This window comes from Streptomyces sp. NPDC004266 (assembly GCF_042874095.1).
In the GTDB taxonomy this organism is placed as follows: Bacteria; Actinomycetota; Actinomycetes; order Streptomycetales; family Streptomycetaceae; genus Streptomyces.
The window spans coordinates 190293-213882 of record NZ_JBIAMM010000001.1 but is presented as its reverse complement, the minus strand read 5'-3'; the positions used below and the strand labels follow the sequence as shown (position 1 = coordinate 213882).

Below are 23590 nucleotides of genomic sequence, written 5' to 3'. Positions count from 1 at the left end.
ACCGCCGGGTCCGCCCGTCAGCCCTTCTTGGGGACGATCTGGACGTCGAGCTCGATACTGATGCTGGACCCGACCGCCGCGATGCCCCGCGCGAGCAGCGTCTGCCAGGTGAGGGTGAAGTCCTCCCGGTGCAGTTCGGTGGTGGCCCGGCAGGCGCCCCGGGTCTCGCCCTCCAGGCCGTTCCCGAGGCCGAGGTACTGGGTGTCCAGGGTCACCGTGCGGCTCACTCCGTGGAGGGTGAGCGCTCCGGTGACGGCCCAGCGGCTGCCGCCCCGGTGGACGAAGCGCTCGCTGAAGAACTCCAGCGTCGGATAGGCGCCGACGTCGAGGAAGTCGCCGGAGCGCAGGTGGTCGTCGCGCATCCGCACCCCGGTGTCGATGGAGGCCGCGTCGATGACGACGTGCATCGCGGAGTGCTCCATGCGTTCGGCGATCCGGACCGCGCCCGCGAAGTCGTTGAACCGTCCGTGGATCCGGGCGAGGCCGATGTGGCGCGCCGTGAAGCCGATCTGCGAGTGCGCGGGGTCGATCTCCCAGTCGCCGGGCTCCGGGAGCTGGGGCTGGGGCGCGACCTGGAGCAGGACGTCGCCGAGGCCCCGGTGCTCGCCCTCGGCGACGAGGGCGCTGCCGTGGTAGGGCGTGTAGCCCTCGGAGGTGACGGCGACCCGGTACTCGCCCGCCGGTACGGTCGCGAGGACCGTGCCGTACGGGTCGGTCTCGCCTGCCAGGACCTTGCGGCCCGCCGTGTCGCTGACGACGAACTCGGCCTGCCGGACCGGTTCGTGCACGGGGTCGAGCACCCGGCAGCTGAGCACGCCTGCCGAGGAGGGGACGGAGAGGCCGGCGAGCGGGCCGCCGCGCGAGGCCCCCGCCGCCCGCTTCCCGAAGAGACGATCGAACATTCTTCACGCACCCCCGTGCGACTCATTCACTATGCAACGAAGTCGCATTCGATCACCGTTGGGGCGTTCGAGGCAAACGGGGCTGAGTGGAGGCAAGTGCCGTCAAGCGTTACCGAGGGTTCGAATCGGTCATTCCGCTTCGCACGGTCGGCAGCACGTCGAGCTCGATGCCGAACAGCTCCCGGTACGCGTTCCTCACCTCGTCCTCGCCGTCGAGGATCCGCTCCTCGCGCTCGCCCCCGGCACGGGTGATCAGCTTCGGCGCGCTGAGCGTGACCCGGCCGTCCTCGGTGAGCCGGGAGCAGATCAGGGATTTCGGGAAGTGCGAGTCGGGCGAGGTCTGGTGGTACCAGGCGCCCGCCGTGAAGTCGGCGAGCCGCCTCGGCCGCCGCTCCAGCCGGTACTGCGGCTTCCCGTCCCGCAGCACGTCCAGATCGCCTTCCCCGGTCTCCACGATCCGGAAGACCCCGCCCGGGTCCGTCTGGTCGTCGCGCGCGTCGAAGGCCAGCGGATGGTGGCTGTGGTCGCCGAACCCGACGTCGGCCAGCCACCGCTCCCCCTCCGCCGTCTCCACGAGCAGCGCCATGTGGTCGTACGGGATGCCCGGCGTCCCGTCCGGCCCGAACACCCGCCCCTGCAGCAGCTCGACCTCGTACCCGAGCCCCCGCAGCAGCACGGCGAACGCCGTGTTGACCTCGTAGCAGAACCCGCCCCTCCGGGCCCCGACCACCTTGTCGAGGAGCGCCTTCTCGTCCAGGACGACGGGCTCGCCGAGGTGGATGGAGAGGTTTTCGAAGGGCACGGTCCGCAGGTGCAGCAGATGCAGCTCGCGCAGCGCGGCGGCGTCCGCGCGCACCGGCCGCTCCGCGCCGATGCGACGGAGGTAGGCGTCGATGGTGGCAGGCTCGTGTGTGGTCATGTCGGCAGTCTGCCTCCTCGATGATCCACGTCCCACCCCGATTCCCTATCCGACGGGCACGGACTCCCCTTCCCTCACGGGCAGTTCCCGCATCCGGGGCAGCGGGGAGGGCAGCAGCCAGAGCACGGCGAGGACGGCCCCGGCGGTGGCGATCCACAGCGTGGGGCGCAGTCCGATCGCGGCGCCGAGCAGGCCTCCGACGAGTGCGCCGAGCGGACGGAAGCCGTGGTTGAGCGTCCGGTACGCGCCCATGACCCTGGCCCGTACGGCGTCGGGTATCAGCGCCATCTGGAACGATCCCGCGGCGATGTCGGCGAGCATCACCCCGAGGCAGGAGAGGAACTCCGCGACGAACAGCACCCCCGCCACCAACGGAAGCGGCCCGTCCGCGAGGGGCACCAGGAGCAGGGGGAGGGTGAATCCGAGGAAGCCGGCGACGAGCGAGGCGCCGACGCCGATCCGCCGGACGACCGCCCCGCTCCACACCGCCCCGAGGAGGCCGCCCACGGCCCCGGCCGCGAGCACGAGACCGAGCAGGCCCGCGCCGATGCCGAGTTCGGTGGTCGCGTAGAGCACGAAGACGGTGCCGAACATGTAGTTGAAGAACTGGATCGTGCCGGAGGCCGCGAACAGCGCGCGCATCGAACGCTCCCGCACCACCCAGCGCAGCCCCTCGGTGAAGTGCCCCTTGACCACGGGCGCCGGCGCGGGTTCGGCCGGCTCGATCCGGGCCAGGTACCCGGCCGACACCAGATAGGTGAGCGCGTCCGCGACGAGCGCGAAGGGCGCGGTGAGGAACTGCACGAGCAGTCCCCCCACCCCGGGCCCGGCGAGCCACGCCGTCGAACGGCTCCCGTTCACCAGCGAGTTCGCCTGGACGTAGCGCTCGGCGGGGACGAGTGCGACGAACAACGTGACGTTGCAGACCTCGAAGAGCACGGTGAGGGCGCCGATCCCGAAGGCCACCGCGTACAACTGGCCGAGCGTCAGCGCGTCCAGCGCGTAGGCGACGGGCAGGGTCAGGATGAGCGCCGCCCGTCCGAGGTCGGCCGCGATCATGACGCGCCGGCGACCGGCCCGCCGGTCGGCCCAGGCGCCGAACGGCAGGTTGAGCAGGAGGGCGGGCAGGAGTTCGGCGGTCTTGAGCAGGCCCATCGCCGTGGCGTCGGCACCGAGGACCAGGACGGCCGCGAGCGGGATCGCGATGAGCGAGATCTGGTCCCCGACGAGGGAGACGGTCTGCCCGGTCCAGTAGCGGCGGAAGGCCCGCTCGCGCAGCAGCGCCGGTACGCGTTCCACGAGGGCCATCTCGTTCACTCCTCCTCGTCGGGGATTTCCTGGTCCAGGTAGGCGATCCGCAGGACGCTGACGGCCCGGGCGCCCGCGGGCCTGAGGGAGGGGTCGGAGGTGCGGGCCTCGTAGGGCCGGAGCAGCTCGTCCATCCGCTCGCCGAGTTCGGTCAGCTCCTCGGGGGTGAGGTGGAGCAGCGAGTCGCCGAACTCCTCCGCCTCCCGCCACTCCTTCGGCAGCCGGTGCCGGTTCTCCAGGGCGCGGGTGACCCGCTCGAAGTAGCGCTCGGTGACGGCGGCGCTCAGCGCGTCGGCCGCCTCGGCGACCGTCGCGTCCTCACTGTGGTCCGGCCACTCCGTGTACCGGGCCGTGGCCCGCCAGGGCTTCTCCCTCCCCCGCCCGCCGGGAGCCTCCTCCACCAGCCCGTACTTGGCGAGTATCCGCAGGTGGTAGGAGCAGCTGGCCACGGACTCGCCGGTCAGCTCGGCCGCCCGGGTGGCGGTGAAGGGCCCGCTGCTGCGCAGCAGCCCCACCAGCGACATCCGCAGCGGATGGGCGTAGGCCCGCAGGGCGCGCGGGTCCGTGAGTCGGATGCTGCGGGGCTGCTCGCCCCCGGACTGGGCTTCGCTGTTCTCCGGCATGATGAAAAGATATCTTTAGAAAGATTTCTTTACAAGTCTTTCCTCGCAAGCCCCTCCGAGGCCTCATCCCCCTCCCGGCACGGCCACGAGGCCGCGTCCCGCCCCCACCACCGCGACGGCCCCGTCCCGGTCGGTCCGCAGCACCCGCGCACCGCCCGCACCCAGCGCCTCCAGCGTCCGGGGCGAAGGATGGCCGTACGGGTTGTCGCGCCCCGCCGACACGAGCGCGAGTCTCGGCCGCACCGCCCGCATCAGACCGGGGTCCTGGTGCGCGGAACCGTGATGGGCGACCTTGAGCACGTCCACCGGCCCCAGCCCCGGATGCGCCCTCATCAACGCCCGCTGGGCCGGCGGTTCGAGATCCCCGAGCAGCAGCAGGTTCAGCCCTCCGGCGGTACGGACCGACAACACGACACTGGCGTCGTTGGGCCCCTCGACGGACGACTCGGCGGCATCGCTCCCCCCGGCACCGGCCCGCGGCCAGAGCACCCGCCACTCCAGGGCCCCGATCCTCCGCCGCTCGCCCGGCCCCGCACGGATCAGCGGCACCCCCGCCGCGGCCGCGGTCCGCCGCACGAACGCCACCTGCCCGGGCGGCTCTTCGAGCCCCGTGGTCTGGATCGCGCCCACCGTCCTCCCCCGCAGCACACCGGGAAGCCCGGCCACATGGTCGGCGTGGAAGTGGGTGAGCACGACCAACGGCACCCTCCGCACCCCGAGTTCGCGCAGGCAGCGGTCCACCGGCACCGGGTCGGGGCCCGCGTCCACCACGACGGCGGAGCCCCCGCCCGCCGCGAGCACCGTCGCGTCCCCCTGCCCCACCTGGCACATGGCGAACACCCAACCCGGCGGCGGCCACCCCGTGACCCACCGGGCCAGCGGCGCCGGCCGCACCACCACGAGCAGGAGCAGCCCGGCGACGAGCGCGCCGACCGCACCCCGGTACGGCAGCCTCCGCACGCCGAGCACCACCAGCCCCGTGAGCAGCGCCAGCGCGAGACCGCCCCACCACCCGCCGGGCCAGGCCAGCTCGGCCCCCGGCAGCGCGGCGCCCGTACGGGCCACCGCCGCGAGCCACCCGGCCGGCCATGCCGCCACCCAGGCCAGCGCCTCCGCAGCAGGCATCCAGACCGCCGCCAGGGCGAGCGTGGCGAACCCGCACACCGTCGCCGGCGCCACCGCGAGCTCGGCGAAGAGGTTCGCCGGTACGGCGACCAGACTCACCCGGGCGGCGAACACCGCCACGACCGGCGCGCACACCGCCTGCGCCGCCAGGGCCGCGCCCAGCGCCTCCGCCGCCCGCCCGGGCACCCCGCGCCGCCGCAGCGCCTCGCTCCAGCGCGGGGCGATCGTCAGCAGCGCCCCGGTCGCCAGGACCGAGAGCAGGAAGCCGTAGCTCCGGGCCAGCCAGGGGTCGTACAGCACCAGGACGAGGACGGCGGCGGCCAGCGCGGGGATCAGCGATCTCCGGCGTCCGGTACCGATCGCGAGCAACGCGACCAGACCGCAGGCCGCGGCCCGCAGCACGCTCGGGTCCGGCCGGCAGACGACCACGAACGCGAGCGTCAGCCCTCCCCCGGCCAGCGCCGTGACCCTCAGCGACAGTCCGATCCGTGGCGCGAGCCCACCCCGCTCCACCTGCTGCGCCCGCCCGGGCCGCCCGACGAGCAGGAGCAGCACCACCGTGAGGTTGCTGCCTGAGACCGCCAGGAGATGGGTGAGGTCGGTCGCCTCGAACGCGTCCCTCAGCTCGGGACCGACCCTGGAGGTGTCCCCCACGACGAGCCCGGGCAGCAGGGCCCTCGCGTCCGGGTCGAGCTTCTCGGTCGCCTCCCGCAGCCCGGCGCGCAGGTCCCCCGCCGTCCGCTGCAGGGCGCTCGGCGGGCCGACGATCCGCGGGGGACCGGCCCCGTCGGCCTTGAGCACCGCCGCGAAGGGCTCTCCGGGTCGCAGCGGCGGCGCGATCCGGGCGCCGACCCGCAGCCGGGTGGTGGGAAGGAGGCGCAGCCACTCCTCCCGTCCCTCCCCCGACGGCACGATCAGCAGGACCGGAGTCCGGGTCCGGTGGACCGAGCCGTCCGACCTCTCGACCCGGGTCACCTCGCCGTCCAGGACGATCGAGACCGGCGCCATCGCGTTGCCCCGGACCTTGGGCCGGGTGAGCCGTGGGTCGGAGGTCACCGCCACCTCCAGCCGCGCCCGCGCGTACTCCCGCGCCAGCTCCGGCACGGGGCCCCGCCGCAGATCCGCCGCGTGCAGCCCCGCCGAGGCGGCTCCGGCCGCCGCGCAGAGCAACACCCCCGCCCACGCGGTCGCCCGTGATCGCCGGCCCGGCACGGCCCCCGGCACGGCGGCCCCACGACCACCACCCGGGGCCCCGCCCCGTCGGGCCCGTCCCCGCACCAGCAGGATCAGGGCGCCCACCAGGCAGGCCGTGACACCGGCCACCGTCCACCAGCCGGTGGCGCCCACGGCCCAGGCCGCCGCCGCCCACGCCGCCGCCGCGAGGGGAACGAGGCGGAGATCGGTCGGGCCCTCCCGCCACGACGGCTGCCCCTCGCCGCGCTCCTCACCGATCTCCCCGTCCGGCTTCATGGCCGGACCAGCGGCTCGAGGTCGGCGAACCGCCGCTCGCCGATGCCGTTGACCTCCCGCAGCTCCGCGACCGACCGGAAGCCGCCGTGCTCCGTCCGGTGGTCGACGATGTGCCGGGCGAGTACGGGTCCCACGCCCGGGAGGCCGTCGAGTTGTTCCGCCGTGGCCGTGTTGAGGCTCAACGGCGCGCCCGGCGCACCGCCCCCGGCGCCACCGCCCGGACCGGAGCCGCCCGGACCGGGGCCGGCCGCCGACGTCCCCGGCAGACCGACCAGGATCTGCTCGCCGTCGAACAGGACGCGAGCCCGGTTGACCCCGGTGAGATCCGCGCCGGGCTCCGCCCCGCCCGCGGCCCGCAGGGCGTCCGCCACACGCGAGCCGGCCGGCAGGGTCAGCACCCCGGGCCTGCGCACCTTGCCGCCGATGTCGACGACGACCCGCGCCCCGGAAGCCCCGGCCCCTTGCACGGGTCCCGTCCCCGGCCCCGGTCCCGGCCTCGAACCCGCCCCCGGCCCGTCCCTCGGCGCGGGCACGGCGGTCACGGGAGCAGCGGCGTGGACGAGTTCGGGAGCGCGCACAGGCTCCGGTCGCCCGGTCCAGAAGTACCCGCCCGCGAGACCGGCGGCCACGATCAGAACCACCGTCAGCGCGGCCAGCGCCCTCGGTTCGAGCCCGCACCTGGTCTGCACCCACACCGGGGTCCGGTCACGGAGCAGCGCGACCATCCGCTCCCGTACCCCTGGCGGGGAGCCACGCTCCGGTGCTTCCGGCGCCTCCGGTGCCTCCCAAGCCGTCGGCGCCGGCGGTGTCACCGGCGGGAACAGGGCGTCTGCCCGCCGCCGCACGGCTCCCCCGGGAACCGCGGGGGCCTGCCCGACCCTGGCGCGCCTCCGGGCCCGCCCTGCAGGCGAGCCGCGCCCTCCGGGGCGACTGCGCCCGTCCGAACCGGGCGCCCGTCCGGGCCCGCTCGTCGGAGCGCCCGCCGAGCCCGGCGTCCTGGAAGTGGTCGATGCGATGCGTGTACGAAGAGTCATGTCCGTGACGGTAGAGATCACGGCCGGTCCCTGCGGAGACCGGCCGTCTTCCGTGGACAGGCGCTTCGCTGTGGAGAACTCCGTCACCCTTGCGGGGGACGAACGGGCCCCGGCCGCCGGGGCGGCCGACGTCCACGCGCCGAGGCGGACGGCCTCAGCGCGGCGAGACGACGACCGCGAGGAGACCGGGGCCGGTGTGGGCGCCGATGACCGCTCCCACCTCGCTGACCTGCAGTTCCTCGATTCCCGGTACGCGCTCTTCGAGCCGGTCCGCGAGCGCGGTGGCTCGCTCCGGTGCGGAGAGGTGGTGCACGGCGATGTCGACGGCGCCGGAGCCGGCCCGCTCCACGGCGATCTCCTCCAGGCGCGCGATGGCCTTCGAGGCCGTCCGCACCTTCTCCCGCAGTTCGATCCGCCCACCGTCGAGTTCGAGGAGCGGCTTCACGGCGAGCGCCGAACCCAGCAGGGCCTGCGCGGTGCCGATGCGCCCGCCCCTGCGCAGATAGTCCAGGGTGTCGACGTAGAAGTAGGCGGACGTTCCCGCGGCACGCTTCTCGGCCGCCGCGACGGCCTCGTCGAGGGAACCTCCGGCCTCCGCGACCTGCGCCGCCGCGAGGGCGCAGAAGCCCAGCGCCATGCCGACCATGCGGGTGTCCACCACCCGTACGGGCACGGGGGCGTTCTTGGCCGCGAGCACGGCGGCGTCGTAGGTCCCGGAGACCTCGGCGGACAGATGGAGCGAGACGACGCCCTTCGCACCCGCCTCGGCGGCCTCGCGGTAGGCCTCGGCGAAGACCTCGGGGCTCGGTCGCGAGGTGGTGACGGACCGGCGCTTCTGCAAGGCCTCGGTCAGCGCCTTCGCCGAGATCTCGGTGCCCTCCTCGAGGGCGCGGTCGCCGATGACGACGGTCAGCGGGACCGTGGTGATGGCGTGCCGCTCCCTCGTCTGGCGTGGCAGGTAGGCCGTGGAATCGGTAACGATCGCGACATGCCGGGACATGAGCGGGAGGTTACCCGCCGAGGCTCCCGCACGGCAGCCCGGCCCCCCTCACCGATCGCCCGCCCCCGCCCGGCACGGCGCCGACCGGACCGCTCGGCCCCTCGCCCGGCGTCCGGTTTCTCAGCGACACGGCACCGCACAGGGCCGTGCCGTCAGGTGGTGGTCTCCGGGCGGGCCGACTTCTCCCAGGGGTAGGCGGCCCGGCGGGGATCGGGCGCCGTGATCGCGGACGGTTCTCCGCCGGTCGCCGGGCCCGTCTCGTGAGCGGGCCGGGAGGGCTGCCCCCATCCGCCGGCCGTCGCCGCGTCCGCCGCGCCGGAACCGGCGGCCCTGGCCGCCCCCGGCGTGGTGTCCGGTCCCGTCCAGTGGCGCAGGGCGCCCGCCTCGACGTCGATCTGGTCGCTGAGCGACGACAGGTCGTCCTCGGCGAACTTCAGCGCACGCTCCCGGGCGGCGCGGCGCAGCGCGTCGGCCGAGCCCGTGATCCGCTCGGTCCGCGCGACGAGCTCGGGCAGCTGTCCGGCCACCCACGACCGGTCGGGCTCCCGCTCAAGGCGCTTGAGGTCCGCGTCCAGCTCGAGTCCATGGGCGCTGAGGCGGTGGAACAGGTCGAGCGACTCCTTCAGCGAGGCGTCCTCGCCGACCCCCGCCTGCAGCGCCTCCTGGGTGGCGCGCATCGAGGTGCGCAGCGAGAGCCGGAGCCGGGCGAGCTCGCCCGCGGTCCCGGCCTGGCCGAAGCTCTTGGCGCGCAGCGTGGTGTCCTCGACCGTGCGCCGGGCCTGGTCGATGGTGCGGTCGACCCCGCGCTTGGCGGCCTTCGCGACCTTCACGGTGACGTACACCCCGAGCGCCACGAAGGACAAGAAGAGCAGCGCCATGATCGTGATAATCGTGGCTTCCATGTGCGCCCCTCCGGCGTCCGTCGGTTCCCCACGGCTGTGGTTCCTCCACGTTAAACGGAACGGGCAGGTTGGGGGTTCCCTCGGAACCCCCAACCTGCCCGTAGGGGAAACCCCTATGTGCCGCTAGCCGACGACGATGTTGACCAGCTTCGGCGCGCGCACGATCACCTTGCGGATCTGGGCGCCGCCCAGCGCCGCGACCACGTGCGGGTCGGCCAGGGCCAGCGTCTCCAGCTCCGCGTCCGTGATCGACGGGGAGACCTCCAGGCGGGCCTTGACCTTGCCCTTGATCTGCACGACGCAGGTCACGGTCTCGTCCACGACGTACGCCGGGTCGGCGACCGGGAAGTCCTGGTGGACGACCGAGTCGGTGTGGCCCAGCTTGCGCCACAGCTCCTCGGCGATGTGCGGGGCCAGCGGGGCGACCAGCAGGACCAGCTGCTCGGCGACCTGCCGGGAGACCGCGCCACCGGACTTGGTCAGGTGGTTGTTCAGCTCGGTGATCTTGGCGATGGCGGTGTTGAAGCGCATCGCGGCCATGTCCTGCGAGACGCCGTCGATCGCCTTGTGCAGGGCGCGCAGCGTGTCCTCGTCGGGCGCGGTGTCGACGACCGTGACCTCGCCGGTCGCCTCGTCGACGATGTTGCGCCACAGCCGCTGCAGCAGCCGGTACTGGCCGACCACCGCGCGCGTGTCCCAGGGGCGCGACACGTCCAGCGGGCCCATCGCCATCTCGTACAGGCGCAGGGTGTCGGCGCCGTACTCGGAGCAGATCTCGTCCGGCGTGACGGCGTTCTTCAGGGACTTGCCCATCTTGCCCAGGACGCGGCTGACCTTCTCGCCCTGGTAGTAGAACGCGCCGTCGCGCTCCTCGACCTCGGCCGCCGGCACGGCGATCCCGCGCGCGTCCCGGTAGACGAAGGCCTGGATCATGCCCTGGTTGTAGAGCTTGTGGAACGGCTCGGCCGAGGAGACGTGCCCCAGGTCGAACAGGATCTTGGACCAGAAGCGCGCGTACAGCAGGTGCAGCACGGCGTGCTCGGCACCGCCGACGTACAGGTCGACGCCGCCGGTCGGCATGCCCTCGCGCGGGCCCATCCAGTACTGCTCGACGGCGGGGTCGACCAGCTTCTCGGAGTTGTGGGGGTCCAGGTAGCGCAGCTCGTACCAGCAGGAGCCGGCCCAGTTGGGCATGGTGTTGGTCTCGCGCCGGTAGCGGCGCGGGCCGCGGCCGTCGCCCAGGTCCAGGGTGACGTTGACCCAGTCCTCGTTGCGGGACAGCGGGGTCTCCGGCTGGGTGTCCGCGTCGTCGGGGTCGAAGGTGCGCGGCGAGTAGTCCTCGACCTCCGGGAGCTCCAGGGGCAGCATCGACTCGGGCAGCGAGTGGGCGACGCCGTCCTCGTCGTAGACGATCGGGAAGGGCTCGCCCCAGTAGCGCTGGCGGCTGAACAGCCAGTCGCGCAGCCGGAAGTTGACGGTGCCCTCGCCGATGCCGCGGTCGGCCAGCCAGGCGGTGATCTTCGCCTTGGCCTCGACGACGCCCAGGCCGTCCAGGGAGATCTCGTCGTTGGCGGAGTTGACCAGCTTCGCCTCGTAGGAGGAGAAGGCGTCGTCCCAGGTGGCGGGGTCGGTGCCGCGGTCGTCGCTCGGCTCCACGACGCAGCGCATCGGCAGCTCGAAGGCGCGCGCGAAGGCGAAGTCGCGGCTGTCGTGCGCGGGGACGGCCATGATCGCGCCGGTGCCGTAGCCCATCAGGACGTAGTCGGCGATGAAGACCGGGACCTGCGCGCCGCTGACCGGGTTGGTCGCGTACGCGCCGGTGAAGACGCCGGTCTTGTCCTTGGCCTCCGCCTGGCGCTCGACGTCGGACTTGGAGGCGGCCTGCTTGCGGTAGGCGTCGACGGCCTCGGAGGGGGTGGCGTGACCGCCCGTCCACACCTCGTGGGTGCCCTCGGGCCAGGCGGCCGGGACGATCTTCTCGACCAGGTCGTGCTCGGGCGCCAGGACCATGTAGGTGGCGCCGAACAGGGTGTCCTGGCGGGTGGTGAAGACGGTGATGGCACCGGTGTCGCCGACCTGGAAGTCGACGCGGGCGCCCTCGGAGCGGCCGATCCAGTTCCGCTGCTGCAGCTTGATGGCCTCGGGCCAGTCCAGCGCGTCCAGGTCGTCCAGCAGGCGGTCCGCGTAGGCGGTGATCCGCATGTTCCACTGGCGCAGCTTGGCCTTGAAGACGGGGAAGTTGCCGCGCTCGGAGCGGCCGTCGGCGGTGACCTCCTCGTTGGCCAGGACGGTGCCCAGGCCGGGACACCAGTTGACCGGGGCGTCGGAGGCGTACGCCAGGCGGTACTCGCCCAGGACGTCGGAGCGCTCGGCGGCGCTCAGCTCGCTCCACGCGCGCGTGCCGGGGACCTCACGCGTGCCGTTCTCGAACTGCTCGATCAGTTCGGCGATCGGCCGGGCCTTCTTGGCCTCGTCGTCGTACCAGGAGTTGAAGATCTGCAGGAAGATCCACTGGGTCCACTTGTAGTATTCCGGGTCGATCGTGGCGAACGACCGGCGCTTGTCGTGGCCCAGGCCCAGCCGGCGCAGCTGGACCTTCATGTTCTCCATGTTGGCCTCGGTGGACACACGCGGGTGCGTGCCCGTCTGCACGGCGTACTGCTCGGCCGGCAGGCCGAAGGCGTCGAAGCCCAGGGTGTGCAGCACGTTGTGGCCGGTCATGCGCGCGTGGCGGGCGAAGACGTCCGTGGCGATGTAGCCCAGCGGGTGGCCGACGTGCAGGCCCGCACCCGAGGGGTACGGGAACATGTCCATGATGAACTTCTTGGGCAGGGACGCGACGGCGGGGTCGCCCGCCAGGTCACCGGTGGGGTTCGGCGCCTCGTAGGTTCCCTCGGCGTCCCAGAAGTCCTGCCAGCGTGCCTCGATGTCGGCGGCCATGGCCGCCGTGTAGCGATGAGGGGCCGCCGTCTCGGCGGCCGTAGTGATCTCGGTCATGGTCCTTGATGCTCCATCGATCGTCTCTGCCCACTGCCACGAACTGCCCGAAATGAAAAATCCCCTCGCACAGGAGGGGATGCCGCGCCGACTCCGACGGGATGTCTGTCACCCGTCGGGACTGGTCAGCGCGGCTCGGTAAGCAGGAGGCGTACGGCACGCATGGCGCCAGGGTACCGCAGGGCCCGAGCGGGCCGCACCGACGTTCCACGGAGCGGCGGCGAGGGGGCGCGGCGGGCACGCCGCTCACGAAGAAGCGGGCCACCCGATCCGGGTGGCCCGCTTCTCTCATCTGTGGAGCTAAGGAGAATTGAACTCCTGACCTCCTGCATGCCATGCAGGCGCTCTACCAACTGAGCTATAGCCCCGCGTGCGGGAATTTCAGATTACCGCAGAACCGGTTCTGGCCATCCGATCCGGATGGCCAGCTTCCGTTCTGTGGAGCTAAGGAGAATTGAACTCCTGACCTCCTGCATGCCATGCAGGCGCTCTACCAACTGAGCTATAGCCCCTTGTTCCGCCGTCCGCGCTTCCACGTTCCTCGCGGCGACGGACAGAACATTAACGGCCCGCCCGGCAGATCGCCAAATCCGTTTCTCCGGCCTCTCCGGGGGCCCGGGTAGGGTCGCCGACTGTGTCCGTCTCCGTGCTCTCCCGAACCCGCGCCCGGCCGTGGCCCCTGGCCACCGCCGCGGCGGTCTGCCTGCTCTCGTTCACGGCCTTCTGGGTGGCGCAACGCCTCGCCCACGTGAACATGCTCGACGTGATGGTCTACCGGGCCGAGGGCGAGACGGTCCGGGCCGGCGGCGACCTGTACGCGATGCGCGCGACCTCGGCGAATCTCGGCATGACCTACCCGCCCTTCGCGGCGCTCCTGTTCGTCCCGCTCACCCTGGTGGGCGTCCCGCTGATGCGGACGCTCACGACGGCGGGGAACCTGCTCCTGGTGGTCGCCCTGGTGCAGCTGTCCCTCCAGCTGGCCCGTCCCTCGCTGTCGCGTACGGACCTGTGGCGCACCACGCTGTGGGTCGCCGCCGTCGTGGTCTGGTGCGAGCCGGTGTGGACGACCCTGCGGTACGGCCAGATCAACCTGCTCATAGCGGTGGCGGTGCTGTGGGACCTCACCCGCCGGGAGGGCAGCCGCCTGGCCGGCCTGGGCATCGGCCTGGCGACCGCGGTGAAGCTCACCCCGGGGCTCTTCGTGGTCCTCCTGCTCGTCGCGGGTCTGCTGCTGTGGCGCCGGGACCGGGGCATGAACCAGTGGTTGCGCACGGCGCTGACGGCGACGGGGGTGTTCCTCGGGACGACGCTGGCCGTGGCGCTCGTCCTGCCCGCGGACTCGAAGCGGTTCTGGACGGAGACCCTGTTCGAGACCGGCCGGGTCGGCTTCGCGGAGGAGACCGCCAACCAGTCGATCCGCGGGGTCCTGGCCCGGCTGATGCACACGGACGACCCGGGCATGTGGTGGGCGGTCACGGCTGCCGTCCTGGGCGGTGCGGCGATGGTGCTCGCGGTACGGGCGGCGGTGCGCGGCGACAAGGCGGTGGCGGTGGTCGTCTGCGCGTTCACGGCCCTGATGATCAGCCCGATCTCGTGGTCCCACCACTGGGTCTGGTGCGTGCCCCTGCTGATCCTGCTGGCGGACCGCGCCACGCGCGCGTGGCCGGTGACGGGGGCGGTGGCCCTGGCCTTCGCCTCGTTCGCGCTGTGGTGGGTCCCGCACGACCCGGGCCGCCCCGAACTGGACCAGAACGCGGGGCAGATGCTGCTGTCGGCGATCTATCCGCTGACGGCGACGGCGCTGCTCGTGGGATACGCGCTGACGCTGCGGCGTCAGGCCGTCGCGAAGGAGTAGAACCGCTTGAGGGTGCAGTGCTCGTCGAGGAGCCGGCCGTAGATCGGCTCCCCCTCCAGCTCGCGGTAGGTCTCGATGGGGTCGCCTTTTATGATCAGCGCCCGCGCGCACTCCTCGCACCAGTACTGGAACTCGGGGTTGACCGGGTCCATGTCGCGCACGATGGGCGTACCGCTGCCGCACCAGTCGCACTTCCGCCTGTGTGCACCCATCACTCAGCTCCAGCTGTGGCCGCAGGCCGTGCACCCATAGGACACCCCGCCGTTGTTGCCGAGCACTTGGGTCACCCTCCCGTCCGGATCCTCGTTCCCCCTCCGGCCGTCCGATTCTGCCATGGCCTCGCAAGAGGGTCAGCGTGATCGTCGCGGCAGTCCCACGACCGCGCCCACGACGGAGGCGGCGGCCAGGGCGAGGGCGGTCGCCCACAGCGCGTCGGCGGAGTCCTGAGCCCCGGCACCCGCGTACCGGCCGAGGAAGAGGGTGCCGAACGTGGCGACCCCCACGAGCTGCCCGAGCTGGGTGACGGTGGCGAGCAGCCCGCTGGCGTCGGCCGCGTCCTCGGGCCGCACGGTGGCCAGCGCCCCGGTCAGGGCCGGGCTGAAGGCCAGCGAGATCCCCGCGCCGAACGCGCCCAGGGCCGGGTAGAGCCCCCAGCCGCCGGTGCCGCCGTCCGCGAGCAGCCCTCCGACGGCGAGCAGCGCCGCGGCCGCGAGCAGGAATCCGGCCGGGACCAGCGCGCGGTGCAGCCGGGCCGGCCGGCGCCGCCAGGTCAGGCCGACGGCACCGAAGACGGCGGCGGCGGGTCCGAAGGTGAGCCCGGCGCGCAGGGCGCTGTGACCGAGGCCGCCCTGCAGGTGCAGGGTCAGGGTGAACAGGAAGCCGGCGTTGACGCCCATCGCCACGGAGATCCAGAGGACGGCCCTCCCCATCCCGGGGATGCGCAGCACGCGCGGGGCGATCAGCGGGGTGCCGCCGCGTCGGGCGAGCCGGGCTTCGTGGGCACCGAGGACGACGGCGAGCAGCAGCGAGCCGCCGAGGGACAGCCAGGACCACAGCGGCCAGTCCTGCTCCTGGCCGAGGACCAGGGGGACGGTCAGCAGGGACACGGCGGCGGCGAGCAGGAGCAGACCCGGCAGATCGAGGGCACGCGCACGCGTGGATCCGGCGTGGGCGTCGCGGGGCAGCACCCGGACGCCGAGGACGAGCAGGGCGATCCCGAGGGGAACGTTGACCAGGAAGACCGGCCGCCAGCCGGTGCCGAAGAGGTCGGCGCTGACCAGGACGCCGCCGACGACCTGCCCGGCGGCCGCGCCGGTGGCCAGGACCGCGGAGTAGGCGCTGAGGGCCCGGACCCGGCGCTCGCCCGTGAAGTTGCGCTGGACGAGGCTCAGCACCTGAGGGATCATCAGGGCCGACCCCGCGCCCTGCGCCAGCCGGAAGGCGATCAACTGACCGGCGTCCGCGGCGAGTCCGCAGGCGAGCGAGGCCGCGGTGAACAGGGCGAGGCCGCCGAGGTACGCGCGTCGGTGGCCGATCAGGTCTCCGAGGCGGGCTCCGGTGATCAGCAACACCGCGTAGGTGATGGTGTATCCGGCGATGACGAGCTGGAGCGCGCCTCCGGAGGCGGAGAGTTCGGCCCGGATGGTGGGGGCGGCGACGTTGACGATGAAGACGTCGAGGAGCGCCATGAACTGGGCGGCGAGCACCACTCCGAGCAACAGGCCGGGGCGGTTGTCGGTGGCGCGGTCTTTACTGGGTGCGGGACGTATCGCGGTCGAGGTCATGCGAAGAGCGTGACCGTGATCCGATACGGGTAACGAGAGCCCGCCGATGCTGGTACCGACACCACCTGGCAGCGGCGGCACGGGGACTCGACCATGGGGGTGTGACGATTGTGGCAACGCTACCGACGCAGCGCCGGCGACGACCGGAACTGGCCGCCTTCCTGCGCAGCCGCCGGGCCAGGGTGACCCCGGAGGACGTGGGCATGCCGCCGGGACTCCGCCGGCGCACACCGGGGCTGCGCCGCGAGGAGGTCGCCCAGCTCTCCGGCGTCGGCGTCACCTGGTACACCTGGCTGGAGCAGGGCCGGCCGATCAACGCCTCCGCGCAGGTCCTCGACGCGGTGGCCCGCACCCTCCGGCTCGACCGGCCGGAGCGCGAGCACCTCTACCACCTCGCCGAAGTGCCGTACGCCCCGGACCGGCCGACCCCTGACATCCCGGAGGTGAGTCCGGAGATCCAGGGGATCCTCGACGCCCTCGACCCGCTCCCGGCGGTGCTCTACAACGCGCGGTACGACGTGCTGGCGACCAACGTCCTGTACGAGCGGCTCCTGATGCAGAACGGAGAGGGCCTGGACACCGGCCCGTTCGGCATACGCAATGTGCTCTGGGCGCTGTTCAGCGTGCCGGCGCCCAACTGCCCGGTGGTCGACCGGAAGCGGGAGCTGCCGCTGATGGTGGCCCAGCTGCGGGGCGCGTACGGCCGCCACGTGGGCGAGCCCGACTGGGAGGAGTTCGTACGGCGTCTGGCGGAGGCCAGCCCGGAGTTCGCCCGGCTCTGGCGCAGCGGCGACGTGGTCCCGCCGGGGACGAGGGTGAAGACCTTCCGGCACGAGCTGGTGGGCGAGGTCCGGCTGACCTCGGTCTCCCTCTCGGTCAACGGGGTGCCGGAGTGCCGGATCGTGACGTACACGCCGAGCGACGAGGAGAGCCGTCGGGGGATCGAGACCCTGCGGACCATGGGCGGAACGGGGGTCGTGAACGGAGCGCGAACCATGTGACGGAACGACGAATCCCGCCCCCTGGCGGGGACGGGATCCGGTGACTGTGGAGCTAAGGAGAATTGAACTCCTGACCTCCTGCATGCCATGCAGGCGCTCTACCAACTGAGCTATAGCCCCTTGTGTTCTTCGTGTTCTTCGCGCCGCGCGCTCCGAACAAGAAGAACTCTAGCCTGTGACCTGCCGGAAAGTGAAATCCGGGTCCGGCAGGCCGGTCGTGGGCTCAGTCGTCGTCGCCGAGGACCGGCTCGGGCAGCGTGCCGGCGTTGTGCTCCAGCAGGCGCCAGCCGCGCGCGCCCTCGCCGAGGACCGACCAGCAGCAGTTGGAGAGCCCGCCCAGGCCCTCCCAGTGCCGGGCCTCCAGGCCCAGGAGCCGGCCGATGGTGGTGCGGATGGTGCCGCCGTGGCTGACCACGACGAGCGTGCCGCTCTCGGGGAGCTTGTCGGCGTGCTCCAGGACCACCGGGGCGGCCCGGTCGGCCACCTCGGTCTCGAGCTCGCCGCCGCCCCGGCGCACGGGCTCGCCCCGCTTCCAGGCGGCGTACTGCTCGCCGTACCGCGCGACGATCTCGTCGTGGGTCAGCCCCTGCCACTCCCCCGCGTACGTCTCGCGCAGGGCGGAGTCGTGGGCGACGGCGTGGCCGGTGATCGACGCGAGCTCCGCGGCGGTGGCCGCCGCCCGCTTCAGGTCGGAGGCCACGATGGCGTCCGGCTTGAGCGCGGCGAGCAGCCGTGCGGCCCGGCGCGCCTGGGCGACGCCGGTCTCCGTCAGCTCGATGTCGGTCGAGCCCTGGAAGCGCCGCTCCAGGTTCCAGGAGGTCTGGCCGTGACGCCAGAGGACGATGCGGCGGCCGCTGCCGCCCTTGGTGGCGCTCAGCTCAGCTCACCGTCCGGTCCCTCGGGAAGGCCGGAGCCGGCCTCGATGTCGGCGCCGGTCAGGGCGGCGTGCTCGGCGGCCTTGCCGCGGGTGTTCACGGCGTCCTCGGGCAGGTCGAGCTCCGGGCAGTCCTTCCACAGCCGCTCGAGGGCGTAGAAGACCCGCTCCTCGCTGTGCTGGACGTGGACGACGATGTCGACGTAGTCCAGGAGGATCCAGCGCGCGTCGCGGTCGCCCTCACGGCGGACCGGCTTGGCGCCGAGCTCCTTGAGCAGCCGCTCCTCGATCTCGTCGACGATCGACTTGACCTGGCGGTCGTTGGGCGCGGAGGCGAGCAGGAAGGCGTCGGTGATCGACAGCACGTCGCTGACGTCGTAGGCGATGATGTCGTGCGCGAGCCGGTCGGCGGCCGCCTGGGCGGCGGTCTTGACGAGCTCGATGGAACGGTCCGTGGCGGTCACAAGCAGGCTTTCGTCGGCGGTCCAGTACCCCTCCAGGGTCTCACGGACCGCCGACGACCCCGTCGGCGTTTTCCGGGGCGCCCTACCGGGGCCCCGGGACCTTGTAGTCCTGGCCCAGGATCACGGTGACCGCGATCGTTCCCGAGGGCTTGCCCTTCTCGACGGAGGAGGCGGGCAGCCCCAGGGTCTTGGCCACCTCGGCGGCCGTCCCCTTCTGCGCGTCGTCGCCGTAGAGGACCTGCGATTTCTCCCGGGTCTCCGCGTCGGCGCCGCCCACGAAGGTGAAGCCGCCGTTGATCAGGACGATCCGGGCCGCCTCGGCCGCCTTCTTGCCGGAACCGTCCCGCACCGAGACCCGGGGCACCTCGCCCGCCTCGGGAGCGGTGACCTTGCCGCCCAGGATGTCCTTCACCACGCTGTCGCTCGCGCCCTCGGTCAGCGCGCCGTCCTGTCCCACCGGGAGCAGGGCCGTCTTGTAGTCGCCGATCTTGGCGTGCTCGGCGAGCTTGGCCAGGGAGGCGGCGAGGTCCTTCTCCGGGAGCGAGGGGTCGAGGATCTGCTGGAGGGTCTCGATGGTGACTGTGGCCGCCTCGGGGTCGCTGGAGAACTTGCGCAGCACCCCGTACATGACCCCGCCGAAGCGCTGGAGCTGCTTGGCCTCGGCCTCGCCGGGCGCCCGGTAGGTGGCGTAGGCGACGGCGGCACGGCCGTTGAGCGTCTGCTTCTCGCCCTTCCGGACCAGCGGCTCGGCCCCCTTCTTGGGGTCGGGGACGTCCGTGTCGGTGTCGATCTCGATGCCGCTGACGGACTCGACGAGGTTCTCCAGGTAGGGGGTGTCCAGCCGCCAGGTGCCGGTGATCTTCGTCCCGAGCAGGTTGCCGATCGCCTCCCGGGTGCCGCCGGATCCGTCCTCCTCCACGGAGTTCCCGAGAGTGGTCCCGGCGCCCTCGGCGTCGGCGACGACGACGGAGTTGGGGAGGAGGATCGTGGTGCCCTGGCGGGTGGTGGCGTTGTCGACGAGCAGGGCGGTGGAGGTGGTGCTGTGCTTGAGGTCGTGGAGGTGGACGACGATCGTGTCGCGCTGCTGCGGGCCGGTCGCGGCGTTCCCGGTCTTGCCCTCCGGGTCGGACGAACCGGGGAGCAGGCCCGCCGACCAGAGGTAGCCGACGCCGCCGGCGACGGCGAGGACGAGGACGACGACGAGCGCGACGATCCGGTTGCGGCCGCGCCGCCTGGCCTCCTCGCGCCGCTCCGAGCGGCTCTCGGTGAACTTGAGCCAGTCGATGACGTCCTCGGAGTCCTCGTCGGGCTCCTCGATGAACGAGAACTGTTCCGTGCGGTACGCGCGGTCGTCCTCGTCCTGCCGCGGCGGGGCGGACCGCTCGGAGGCGGGGCGCTGGCCGGGGACTCCGGCCGGGGCCGCGACGGGGGCGGCGGGCGCCGCGGGGGCCGCGGGCGCCGCCTGGACGGGAGCCTGGACGGGCGCGGGGGCGGGCTCGGGCTGGGCGGCCCACTGCTGTCCGGTGTCGTAGGACGGGTAGGCGTAGCCCTGCTGCCCGTAGGGGTCGTACTGCGGGGGCGGGCCCGGCTCCTGGGCAGGCGGCTGCTGGGCGTACGGGTCGTAGCCGTACGCCTGCTGCGGCTGCTGCTGCCCGGCGTACGGGTCGTAGTGCTGCGCGGGCTGCTGCTGCGCCTGCGGCTGCTGGTACACCGGCTGCCCGTACTCGTCGTAGCCGATGATCTGCGGCTGCGGATAGTACGGGTCGTACGGGTGCTGCTGATCGTTCACCGGTGGCCCTCCCCGAAGCTCACTCGCCGCGGTACAGCTGGCGCTTGTCGATGTAGCGCACCACGCCGTCCGGGACCAGGTACCAGACGGGATCGCCCTGCGCGACCCTCGCCCGGCAGTCGGTGGAGGAGATGGCGAGCGCGGGGATCTCGACGAGCGAGACCCCGCCCTTGGGCAGTCCGTCGTCGGTGAGGTCGTGACCCGGTCGGGTGACGCCGATGAAGTGGGCGAGCGAGAAGAGCTCCTCGGCGTCGCGCCAGGTGAGGATCTGCGACAGCGCGTCGGCCCCGGTGATGAAGAACAGGTCCGAGTCGCTGTTGAGGGACCGCAGGTCCCGCAGGGTGTCGATGGTGTAGGTCGCACCGCCGCGGTCGATGTCGATTCGGCTCACGGAGAACTGCGGGTTGGAGGCCGTGGCGATGACCGTCATCAGATAGCGGTCCTCGGCCGCGGAGACGACTTTGTGGCTCTTCTGCCACGGCTCCCCGGTCGGTACGAACACCACCTCGTCCAGATGGAATAGGGCGGCGACCTCGCTGGCCGCCACCAGGTGTCCGTGGTGGATCGGGTCGAAGGTTCCGCCCATCACGCCGAGTCGGCGCTTGCCGCGCCCGCCAGTAGGCACTTCCTGCTCTCCCATGCGTGCAGAGCCTACTGGCACGGCGGCGGGCGCCGGATCAGCGGTCTCCGGTTCAGCGGTCGCGGTTGAAGCGGGTGGTGATCCACAGCAGCAGAAGCAGGGCGCCGAGGGCACCGAAGCCGGTGAGGTAGGGGCTGAGGCTTTCGTGGTTGCCGCCGTGCTCGGCACCCTCGGCGAGGGTGACCAGGTGGGCGGCGGTGCTGTGGAGGCTCATCTTCGGCAGACCTATCGATCGGGGATGGGAGCGGAGACTTCGCGCACATCGTATGCGGGCGGTCGCGACGTGCTCACGCCGACTCAGGCGTTGGCGTCGCGGTCCGTGTTGTCGTCGCCGCCGGTGCCGGTGGTGTCGTCGGTGCGATACCCGCGCAGCAGGAACCAGGCGAGCAGGACTCCGCCCACGAGCGAGACGAGCAGCACGATCCGGAGCGTGTCGCCCAGCCCCTGCTGTGCGGCGGCCGCGAGCAGGGCGGCCGTGGCGTCTGCGGTGTCCGGCATGTCGGTCGTGCCCTTCGGTCGTCCTCGGTGTCCTGGTTATCCACAGGCTCCGGCACACGGTAGCGCCAACGCCTACGCTGGGTTCAGTCAGGGGGACGAGCACCGACTCGTACGAACAGGGGGCATCCATGACCGAGAACGACCAGGGGAACGTGCCGAGCAGGCAGCGGAAGCGCTTCCCCGGCATCTCCTCGCGGGCCTACGAGCATCCGGCCGACCGCTCGGCCCTCGTGGCGCTGCGGAAGCTCAGCGGCTTCGACACGGCCTTCAAGGCGCTCAGCGGACTGCTGCCGGAGCGCAGCCTGCGACTCCTCTACCTCTCGGACTCCGTACGGGTGAGCGACGCGCAGTTCAGCCACCTCAACGACATGCTGAGGGACGCCTGTTACATCCTGGACCTGGAGAAGGTCCCGCCGATGTACGTGGTCCAGGACCCGAAGCCCAACGCGATGTGCATCGGTCTGGACGAGCCGATCATCGTGGTCACCACCGGTCTGGTGGAGCTCCTCGACGAGGAGGAGATGCGGGCGGTCGTCGGCCACGAGGTCGGGCACGCGCTCTCCGGGCACGCCGTGTACCGCACGGTCCTGCTCTTCCTCACCAACCTCGCGCTCAAGATCGCCTGGATCCCGCTGGGCACGGTCGCGATCACGGCCATCGTCACGGCGCTGCGGGAGTGGTTCCGCAAGTCGGAGCTCTCCGCCGACCGGGCCGGCCTCCTCGTCGGTCAGGACGTGCGGGCCTCGATGCGCGGCCTGATGAAGATCGCCGGTGGCAACCACCTGCACGAGATGAACGTGGACGCGTTCCTCGCCCAGGCCGACGAGTACGAGAAGGCCGGGGACCTGCGGGACTCGGTCCTGAAGATCCTCAACGTGCTGCCGCGCTCGCACCCCTTCACCACCGTCCGCGCGGCGGAGCTGAAGAAGTGGTCGGAGAGCCGCGACTTCCAGCGGATCATGGACGGGCACTACCCGAAGCGCTCGGAGGACAAGGACACCTCGGTCACGGACTCCTTCCGCGAGTCGGCCGGGCACTACGCCGACACGGTGCGGACCAGCAAGGATCCCCTGATGAAGCTGGTCGGGGACATAGCCGGCGGCGCCGGTGACCTCGCGGGCGATCTGGGCGGACTGCTGCGCAACCGGTTCGGCGGCCAGGGCACCCAGAAGGCGGACGGCGGCGGCGCCAAGGGCGCCGGAGGCGTGGCCGGGAACGGCACGCCGGGCGACGGGGCCGGGGACGGTCAGAGCGAGGGCTGAGCGCTCGGCGCCAGGGCTCCGCACAGCGCGGGGGCGGCGGGCCGGGCGGTGGCGTACGGATCGGTGACCGCCGGGCCGCCGCCCGCGTCCGAGGCCCGCTCTCCCGCCAGGAGCGGCTTCAGGGAGCCCGTGGTGTCGGCGCCGCAGGCCTGCGGACCGGCCTCGACCGTGCTGGTCAGCAGCTCGGCGCGGTGCATCCGCAGGTCCTCGCGGTCGAAGCGGAAGTGCACCACGCGGTGGACCGTGAAGAGGGACGCCGCGGCGACCGGCCCCACCCCCTGGGCGGCCGGACGGAGCGCGTAGGTGTACGTGTGGTCGGCGGTGACGTCCAGCGTGTCGGGGCCGGTCTCCTCGAAGCGGAGGACGCCCTGCACGCGGGCGGCGGGCTCCGCGAGGGCCACCTGCCGGGGATCGAAGCGGATCAGCCAGGCCGCGAGGGCGTGCCGCCCGTCGTCGGCGGGGGACTCGACGCTCCGGTCGAACTGTTCCAGCTGGTCCGGGTCGAGCAGCAGGCGCGCGGGCCGGACGGTCGCCCCGGACAGGACGTCCGGCTCCAGGGCGGAGGCCACCAGGTAGTCCTTGGCGATGCTGAGGCCGGTGACGACCTGGCTCTCGGCGAAGTGGGAGGTGCGCCCGGCGACGGGCAGGTTGATGCCTGCGGCCCCGATGCGGTATTCGGCGGCCGGGCTGTGGGCGAAGAGCTGGGCGGGCGTGCCGCCCGGGACGGGGCCCTGGGGGGCGAGCGGGACCACGGTGGTCCGCAGGGGCTCGGCCCGCTGGTCGACGGGGGGCTGGTAGGGGTTGCGGACGCCCAGATAGATGGCGGTGCCGAAGGCGAGGAGGATCAGCAGGACGAGCAGGACCGCCTGGCGGGAGCCGCTCCGGCTCTCCCAGGAGGAGCGGCTCCGGACGGCCTGGGCGTACTCGCCCATCCGCTCCTTCGCGGAGAACTCCTGGAGGTGGGCAGCACGGATGAACGCCTCGTCGAAGACGACGGATCGGTACTCGTCCTCACCGCCGGGGAGCCCCTCGGGTGTCCCCTCAGGCGGGTCGCCACGCCCTGCCATACCTTCAGGGTAGGTCCGCACGGGCTTCGGTAAACGCCCAGGGACGGGTTCGGAGGAATTCCGCCGTCAGGGGGCG

Annotated in this window: 21 protein-coding genes and 3 tRNA genes; 3 read left to right on the top strand and 21 right to left on the bottom strand. The window is 72.5% G+C overall.

Translation table 11 applies throughout. The features are described from left to right. Positions 1 to 17 precede the first annotated feature (17 nt). The 11 genes from ACFYUZ_RS00885 to ACFYUZ_RS00835 form a co-directional block, all read right to left on the bottom strand. Positions 18 to 902 (bottom strand): YceI family protein, encoded by an 885-nt coding sequence (locus ACFYUZ_RS00885; protein WP_389305093.1) that lies wholly within the window; start codon positions 900 to 902, stop codon positions 18 to 20. A 109-nt stretch (positions 903 to 1011) separates the two neighbouring features. Beyond that, the gene (locus tag ACFYUZ_RS00880) at positions 1012 to 1821 is read right to left on the bottom strand and encodes an arylamine N-acetyltransferase (RefSeq protein WP_389305091.1); all 810 of its coding nucleotides are present in this window, start codon (positions 1819 to 1821) and stop codon (positions 1012 to 1014) included. A 45-nt stretch (positions 1822 to 1866) separates the two neighbouring features. Beyond that, positions 1867 to 3138: an MFS transporter gene (locus tag ACFYUZ_RS00875; protein WP_389305089.1), complete on the bottom strand. Its 1272-nt coding sequence runs from the start codon at positions 3136 to 3138 to the stop codon at positions 1867 to 1869. Further along, positions 3135 to 3752: a winged helix-turn-helix domain-containing protein gene (locus tag ACFYUZ_RS00870; protein ID WP_389305087.1), complete on the bottom strand. Its 618-nt coding sequence runs from the start codon at positions 3750 to 3752 to the stop codon at positions 3135 to 3137. Before ACFYUZ_RS00870 ends, ACFYUZ_RS00875 begins: the two co-directional genes overlap by 4 nt. A gap of 63 nt (positions 3753 to 3815) precedes the next feature. Then, complete coding sequence (locus ACFYUZ_RS00865) at positions 3816 to 6347, bottom strand: ComEC/Rec2 family competence protein (protein ID WP_389305085.1); 2532 nt, start codon at positions 6345 to 6347, stop codon at positions 3816 to 3818. After that, a complete protein-coding gene (locus tag ACFYUZ_RS00860; protein ID WP_389305083.1) occupies positions 6344 to 7072 on the bottom strand; it encodes a helix-hairpin-helix domain-containing protein in 729 nt (242 codons plus the stop codon). Before ACFYUZ_RS00860 ends, ACFYUZ_RS00865 begins: the two co-directional genes overlap by 4 nt. Positions 7073 to 7535: 463 nt before the next feature. After that, positions 7536 to 8381, bottom strand: coding sequence for a DegV family protein (locus tag ACFYUZ_RS00855; protein ID WP_389305081.1), 846 nt, complete (start codon positions 8379 to 8381; stop codon positions 7536 to 7538). A gap of 152 nt (positions 8382 to 8533) precedes the next feature. Beyond that, positions 8534 to 9283 carry a hypothetical protein gene (locus tag ACFYUZ_RS00850; protein WP_389305079.1) on the bottom strand — a complete coding sequence of 250 codons (750 nt, stop codon included), beginning with the start codon at positions 9281 to 9283 and terminating at the stop codon, positions 8534 to 8536. Positions 9284 to 9406: 123 nt separating this feature from the next. After that, the gene (gene leuS, locus ACFYUZ_RS00845; protein WP_389305078.1) at positions 9407 to 12280 is read right to left on the bottom strand and encodes a leucine--tRNA ligase; all 2874 of its coding nucleotides are present in this window, start codon (positions 12278 to 12280) and stop codon (positions 9407 to 9409) included. Between the two features lie 295 nt (positions 12281 to 12575). Next, positions 12576 to 12648: transfer RNA gene (locus ACFYUZ_RS00840), tRNA-Ala, on the bottom strand. 71 nt (positions 12649 to 12719) lie between these two features. Then, a tRNA-Ala gene (locus tag ACFYUZ_RS00835) sits at positions 12720 to 12792 on the bottom strand. A gap of 122 nt (positions 12793 to 12914) precedes the next feature. On the opposite strand from ACFYUZ_RS00835, the gene ACFYUZ_RS00830 reads away from it, so the two are divergent. Next, positions 12915 to 14135 carry a glycosyltransferase 87 family protein gene (locus ACFYUZ_RS00830; protein WP_389305076.1) on the top strand — a complete coding sequence of 407 codons (1221 nt, stop codon included), beginning with the start codon at positions 12915 to 12917 and terminating at the stop codon, positions 14133 to 14135. Here the strand turns inward: ACFYUZ_RS00830 and ACFYUZ_RS00825 are convergent. Beyond that, positions 14114 to 14347 (bottom strand): hypothetical protein, encoded by a 234-nt coding sequence (locus tag ACFYUZ_RS00825; protein ID WP_005317760.1) that lies wholly within the window; start codon positions 14345 to 14347, stop codon positions 14114 to 14116. The genes ACFYUZ_RS00830 and ACFYUZ_RS00825 overlap by 22 nt on opposite strands. 138 nt (positions 14348 to 14485) lie before the next feature. Beyond that, positions 14486 to 15919, bottom strand: a complete 1434-nt coding sequence (locus tag ACFYUZ_RS00820; protein ID WP_389305074.1) for an MFS transporter — start codon at positions 15917 to 15919, stop codon at positions 14486 to 14488. 101 nt (positions 15920 to 16020) lie between these two features. Between ACFYUZ_RS00820 and ACFYUZ_RS00815 the strand changes: the two genes are divergently transcribed. Next, positions 16021 to 16920 (top strand): helix-turn-helix transcriptional regulator, encoded by a 900-nt coding sequence (locus ACFYUZ_RS00815; protein WP_389305072.1) that lies wholly within the window; start codon positions 16021 to 16023, stop codon positions 16918 to 16920. 47 nt (positions 16921 to 16967) lie between these two features. Here ACFYUZ_RS00815 and ACFYUZ_RS00810 read toward each other — a convergent pair. The 7 genes from ACFYUZ_RS00810 to ACFYUZ_RS00780 all read right to left on the bottom strand — a co-directional run bounded on the left by ACFYUZ_RS00810 (position 16968) and on the right by ACFYUZ_RS00780 (position 21185). Then, positions 16968 to 17040 (bottom strand) — tRNA-Ala (locus tag ACFYUZ_RS00810). A gap of 103 nt (positions 17041 to 17143) precedes the next feature. After that, positions 17144 to 17797 (bottom strand): histidine phosphatase family protein, encoded by a 654-nt coding sequence (locus ACFYUZ_RS00805; protein WP_389306237.1) that lies wholly within the window; start codon positions 17795 to 17797, stop codon positions 17144 to 17146. Continuing rightward, positions 17794 to 18258: a ribosome silencing factor gene (gene rsfS, locus ACFYUZ_RS00800; protein ID WP_030684910.1), complete on the bottom strand. Its 465-nt coding sequence runs from the start codon at positions 18256 to 18258 to the stop codon at positions 17794 to 17796. The genes ACFYUZ_RS00805 and rsfS overlap by 4 nt, the downstream gene beginning before the upstream one ends. Before the next feature lie 82 nt (positions 18259 to 18340). Continuing rightward, on the bottom strand, positions 18341 to 20047 hold the full coding sequence (locus ACFYUZ_RS00795) for an LCP family protein (RefSeq protein WP_389305070.1): 1707 nt from the start codon (positions 20045 to 20047) through the stop codon (positions 18341 to 18343). Positions 20048 to 20066: 19 nt separating this feature from the next. Continuing rightward, entirely contained in the window at positions 20067 to 20687 is a 621-nt protein-coding gene (nadD, locus tag ACFYUZ_RS00790; RefSeq protein ID WP_123452238.1) for a nicotinate-nucleotide adenylyltransferase, read from the bottom strand. Between the two features lie 52 nt (positions 20688 to 20739). Next, positions 20740 to 20901, bottom strand: coding sequence for a hypothetical protein (locus ACFYUZ_RS00785; RefSeq protein ID WP_389305069.1), 162 nt, complete (start codon positions 20899 to 20901; stop codon positions 20740 to 20742). 83 nt (positions 20902 to 20984) lie between these two features. Beyond that, positions 20985 to 21185, bottom strand: a complete 201-nt coding sequence (locus tag ACFYUZ_RS00780) for a hypothetical protein (RefSeq protein WP_389305067.1) — start codon at positions 21183 to 21185, stop codon at positions 20985 to 20987. Between the two features lie 128 nt (positions 21186 to 21313). Between ACFYUZ_RS00780 and ACFYUZ_RS00775 the strand changes: the two genes are divergently transcribed. Beyond that, entirely contained in the window at positions 21314 to 22447 is a 1134-nt protein-coding gene (locus tag ACFYUZ_RS00775) for a M48 family metallopeptidase (protein WP_389305065.1), read from the top strand. Here ACFYUZ_RS00775 and ACFYUZ_RS00770 read toward each other — a convergent pair. Then, positions 22432 to 23514 (bottom strand): hypothetical protein, encoded by a 1083-nt coding sequence (locus ACFYUZ_RS00770; RefSeq protein ID WP_389305063.1) that lies wholly within the window; start codon positions 23512 to 23514, stop codon positions 22432 to 22434. The genes ACFYUZ_RS00775 and ACFYUZ_RS00770 overlap by 16 nt on opposite strands. Positions 23515 to 23590 lie beyond the last annotated feature (76 nt).

What these genes read in the sequence shown, in the direction of transcription:
- ACFYUZ_RS00885 (WP_389305093.1), bottom strand. Translation starts at nt 902, where the DNA reads ATGTTCGATCGTCTCTTCGGGAAGCGGGCGGCGGGGGCCTCGCGCGGC.
- ACFYUZ_RS00880 (WP_389305091.1), bottom strand. Translation starts at nt 1,821, where the DNA reads ATGACCACACACGAGCCTGCCACCATCGACGCCTACCTCCGTCGCATC.
- ACFYUZ_RS00870 (WP_389305087.1), bottom strand. Translation starts at nt 3,752, where the DNA reads ATGCCGGAGAACAGCGAAGCCCAGTCCGGGGGCGAGCAGCCCCGCAGC.
- ACFYUZ_RS00865 (WP_389305085.1), bottom strand. Translation starts at nt 6,347, where the DNA reads ATGAAGCCGGACGGGGAGATCGGTGAGGAGCGCGGCGAGGGGCAGCCG.
- ACFYUZ_RS00860 (WP_389305083.1), bottom strand. Translation starts at nt 7,072, where the DNA reads ATGGTCGCGCTGCTCCGTGACCGGACCCCGGTGTGGGTGCAGACCAGG.
- ACFYUZ_RS00855 (WP_389305081.1), bottom strand. Translation starts at nt 8,381, where the DNA reads ATGTCCCGGCATGTCGCGATCGTTACCGATTCCACGGCCTACCTGCCA.
- ACFYUZ_RS00850 (WP_389305079.1), bottom strand. Translation starts at nt 9,283, where the DNA reads ATGGAAGCCACGATTATCACGATCATGGCGCTGCTCTTCTTGTCCTTC.
- leuS (WP_389305078.1), bottom strand. Translation starts at nt 12,280, where the DNA reads ATGACCGAGATCACTACGGCCGCCGAGACGGCGGCCCCTCATCGCTAC.
- ACFYUZ_RS00825 (WP_005317760.1), bottom strand. Translation starts at nt 14,347, where the DNA reads ATGGGTGCACACAGGCGGAAGTGCGACTGGTGCGGCAGCGGTACGCCC.
- ACFYUZ_RS00820 (WP_389305074.1), bottom strand. Translation starts at nt 15,919, where the DNA reads ATGACCTCGACCGCGATACGTCCCGCACCCAGTAAAGACCGCGCCACC.
- nadD (WP_123452238.1), bottom strand. Translation starts at nt 20,687, where the DNA reads ATGGGAGAGCAGGAAGTGCCTACTGGCGGGCGCGGCAAGCGCCGACTC.
- ACFYUZ_RS00785 (WP_389305069.1), bottom strand. Translation starts at nt 20,901, where the DNA reads ATGAGCCTCCACAGCACCGCCGCCCACCTGGTCACCCTCGCCGAGGGT.
- ACFYUZ_RS00780 (WP_389305067.1), bottom strand. Translation starts at nt 21,185, where the DNA reads ATGCCGGACACCGCAGACGCCACGGCCGCCCTGCTCGCGGCCGCCGCA.
- ACFYUZ_RS00775 (WP_389305065.1), top strand. Translation starts at nt 21,314, where the DNA reads ATGACCGAGAACGACCAGGGGAACGTGCCGAGCAGGCAGCGGAAGCGC.
- ACFYUZ_RS00770 (WP_389305063.1), bottom strand. Translation starts at nt 23,514, where the DNA reads ATGGCAGGGCGTGGCGACCCGCCTGAGGGGACACCCGAGGGGCTCCCC.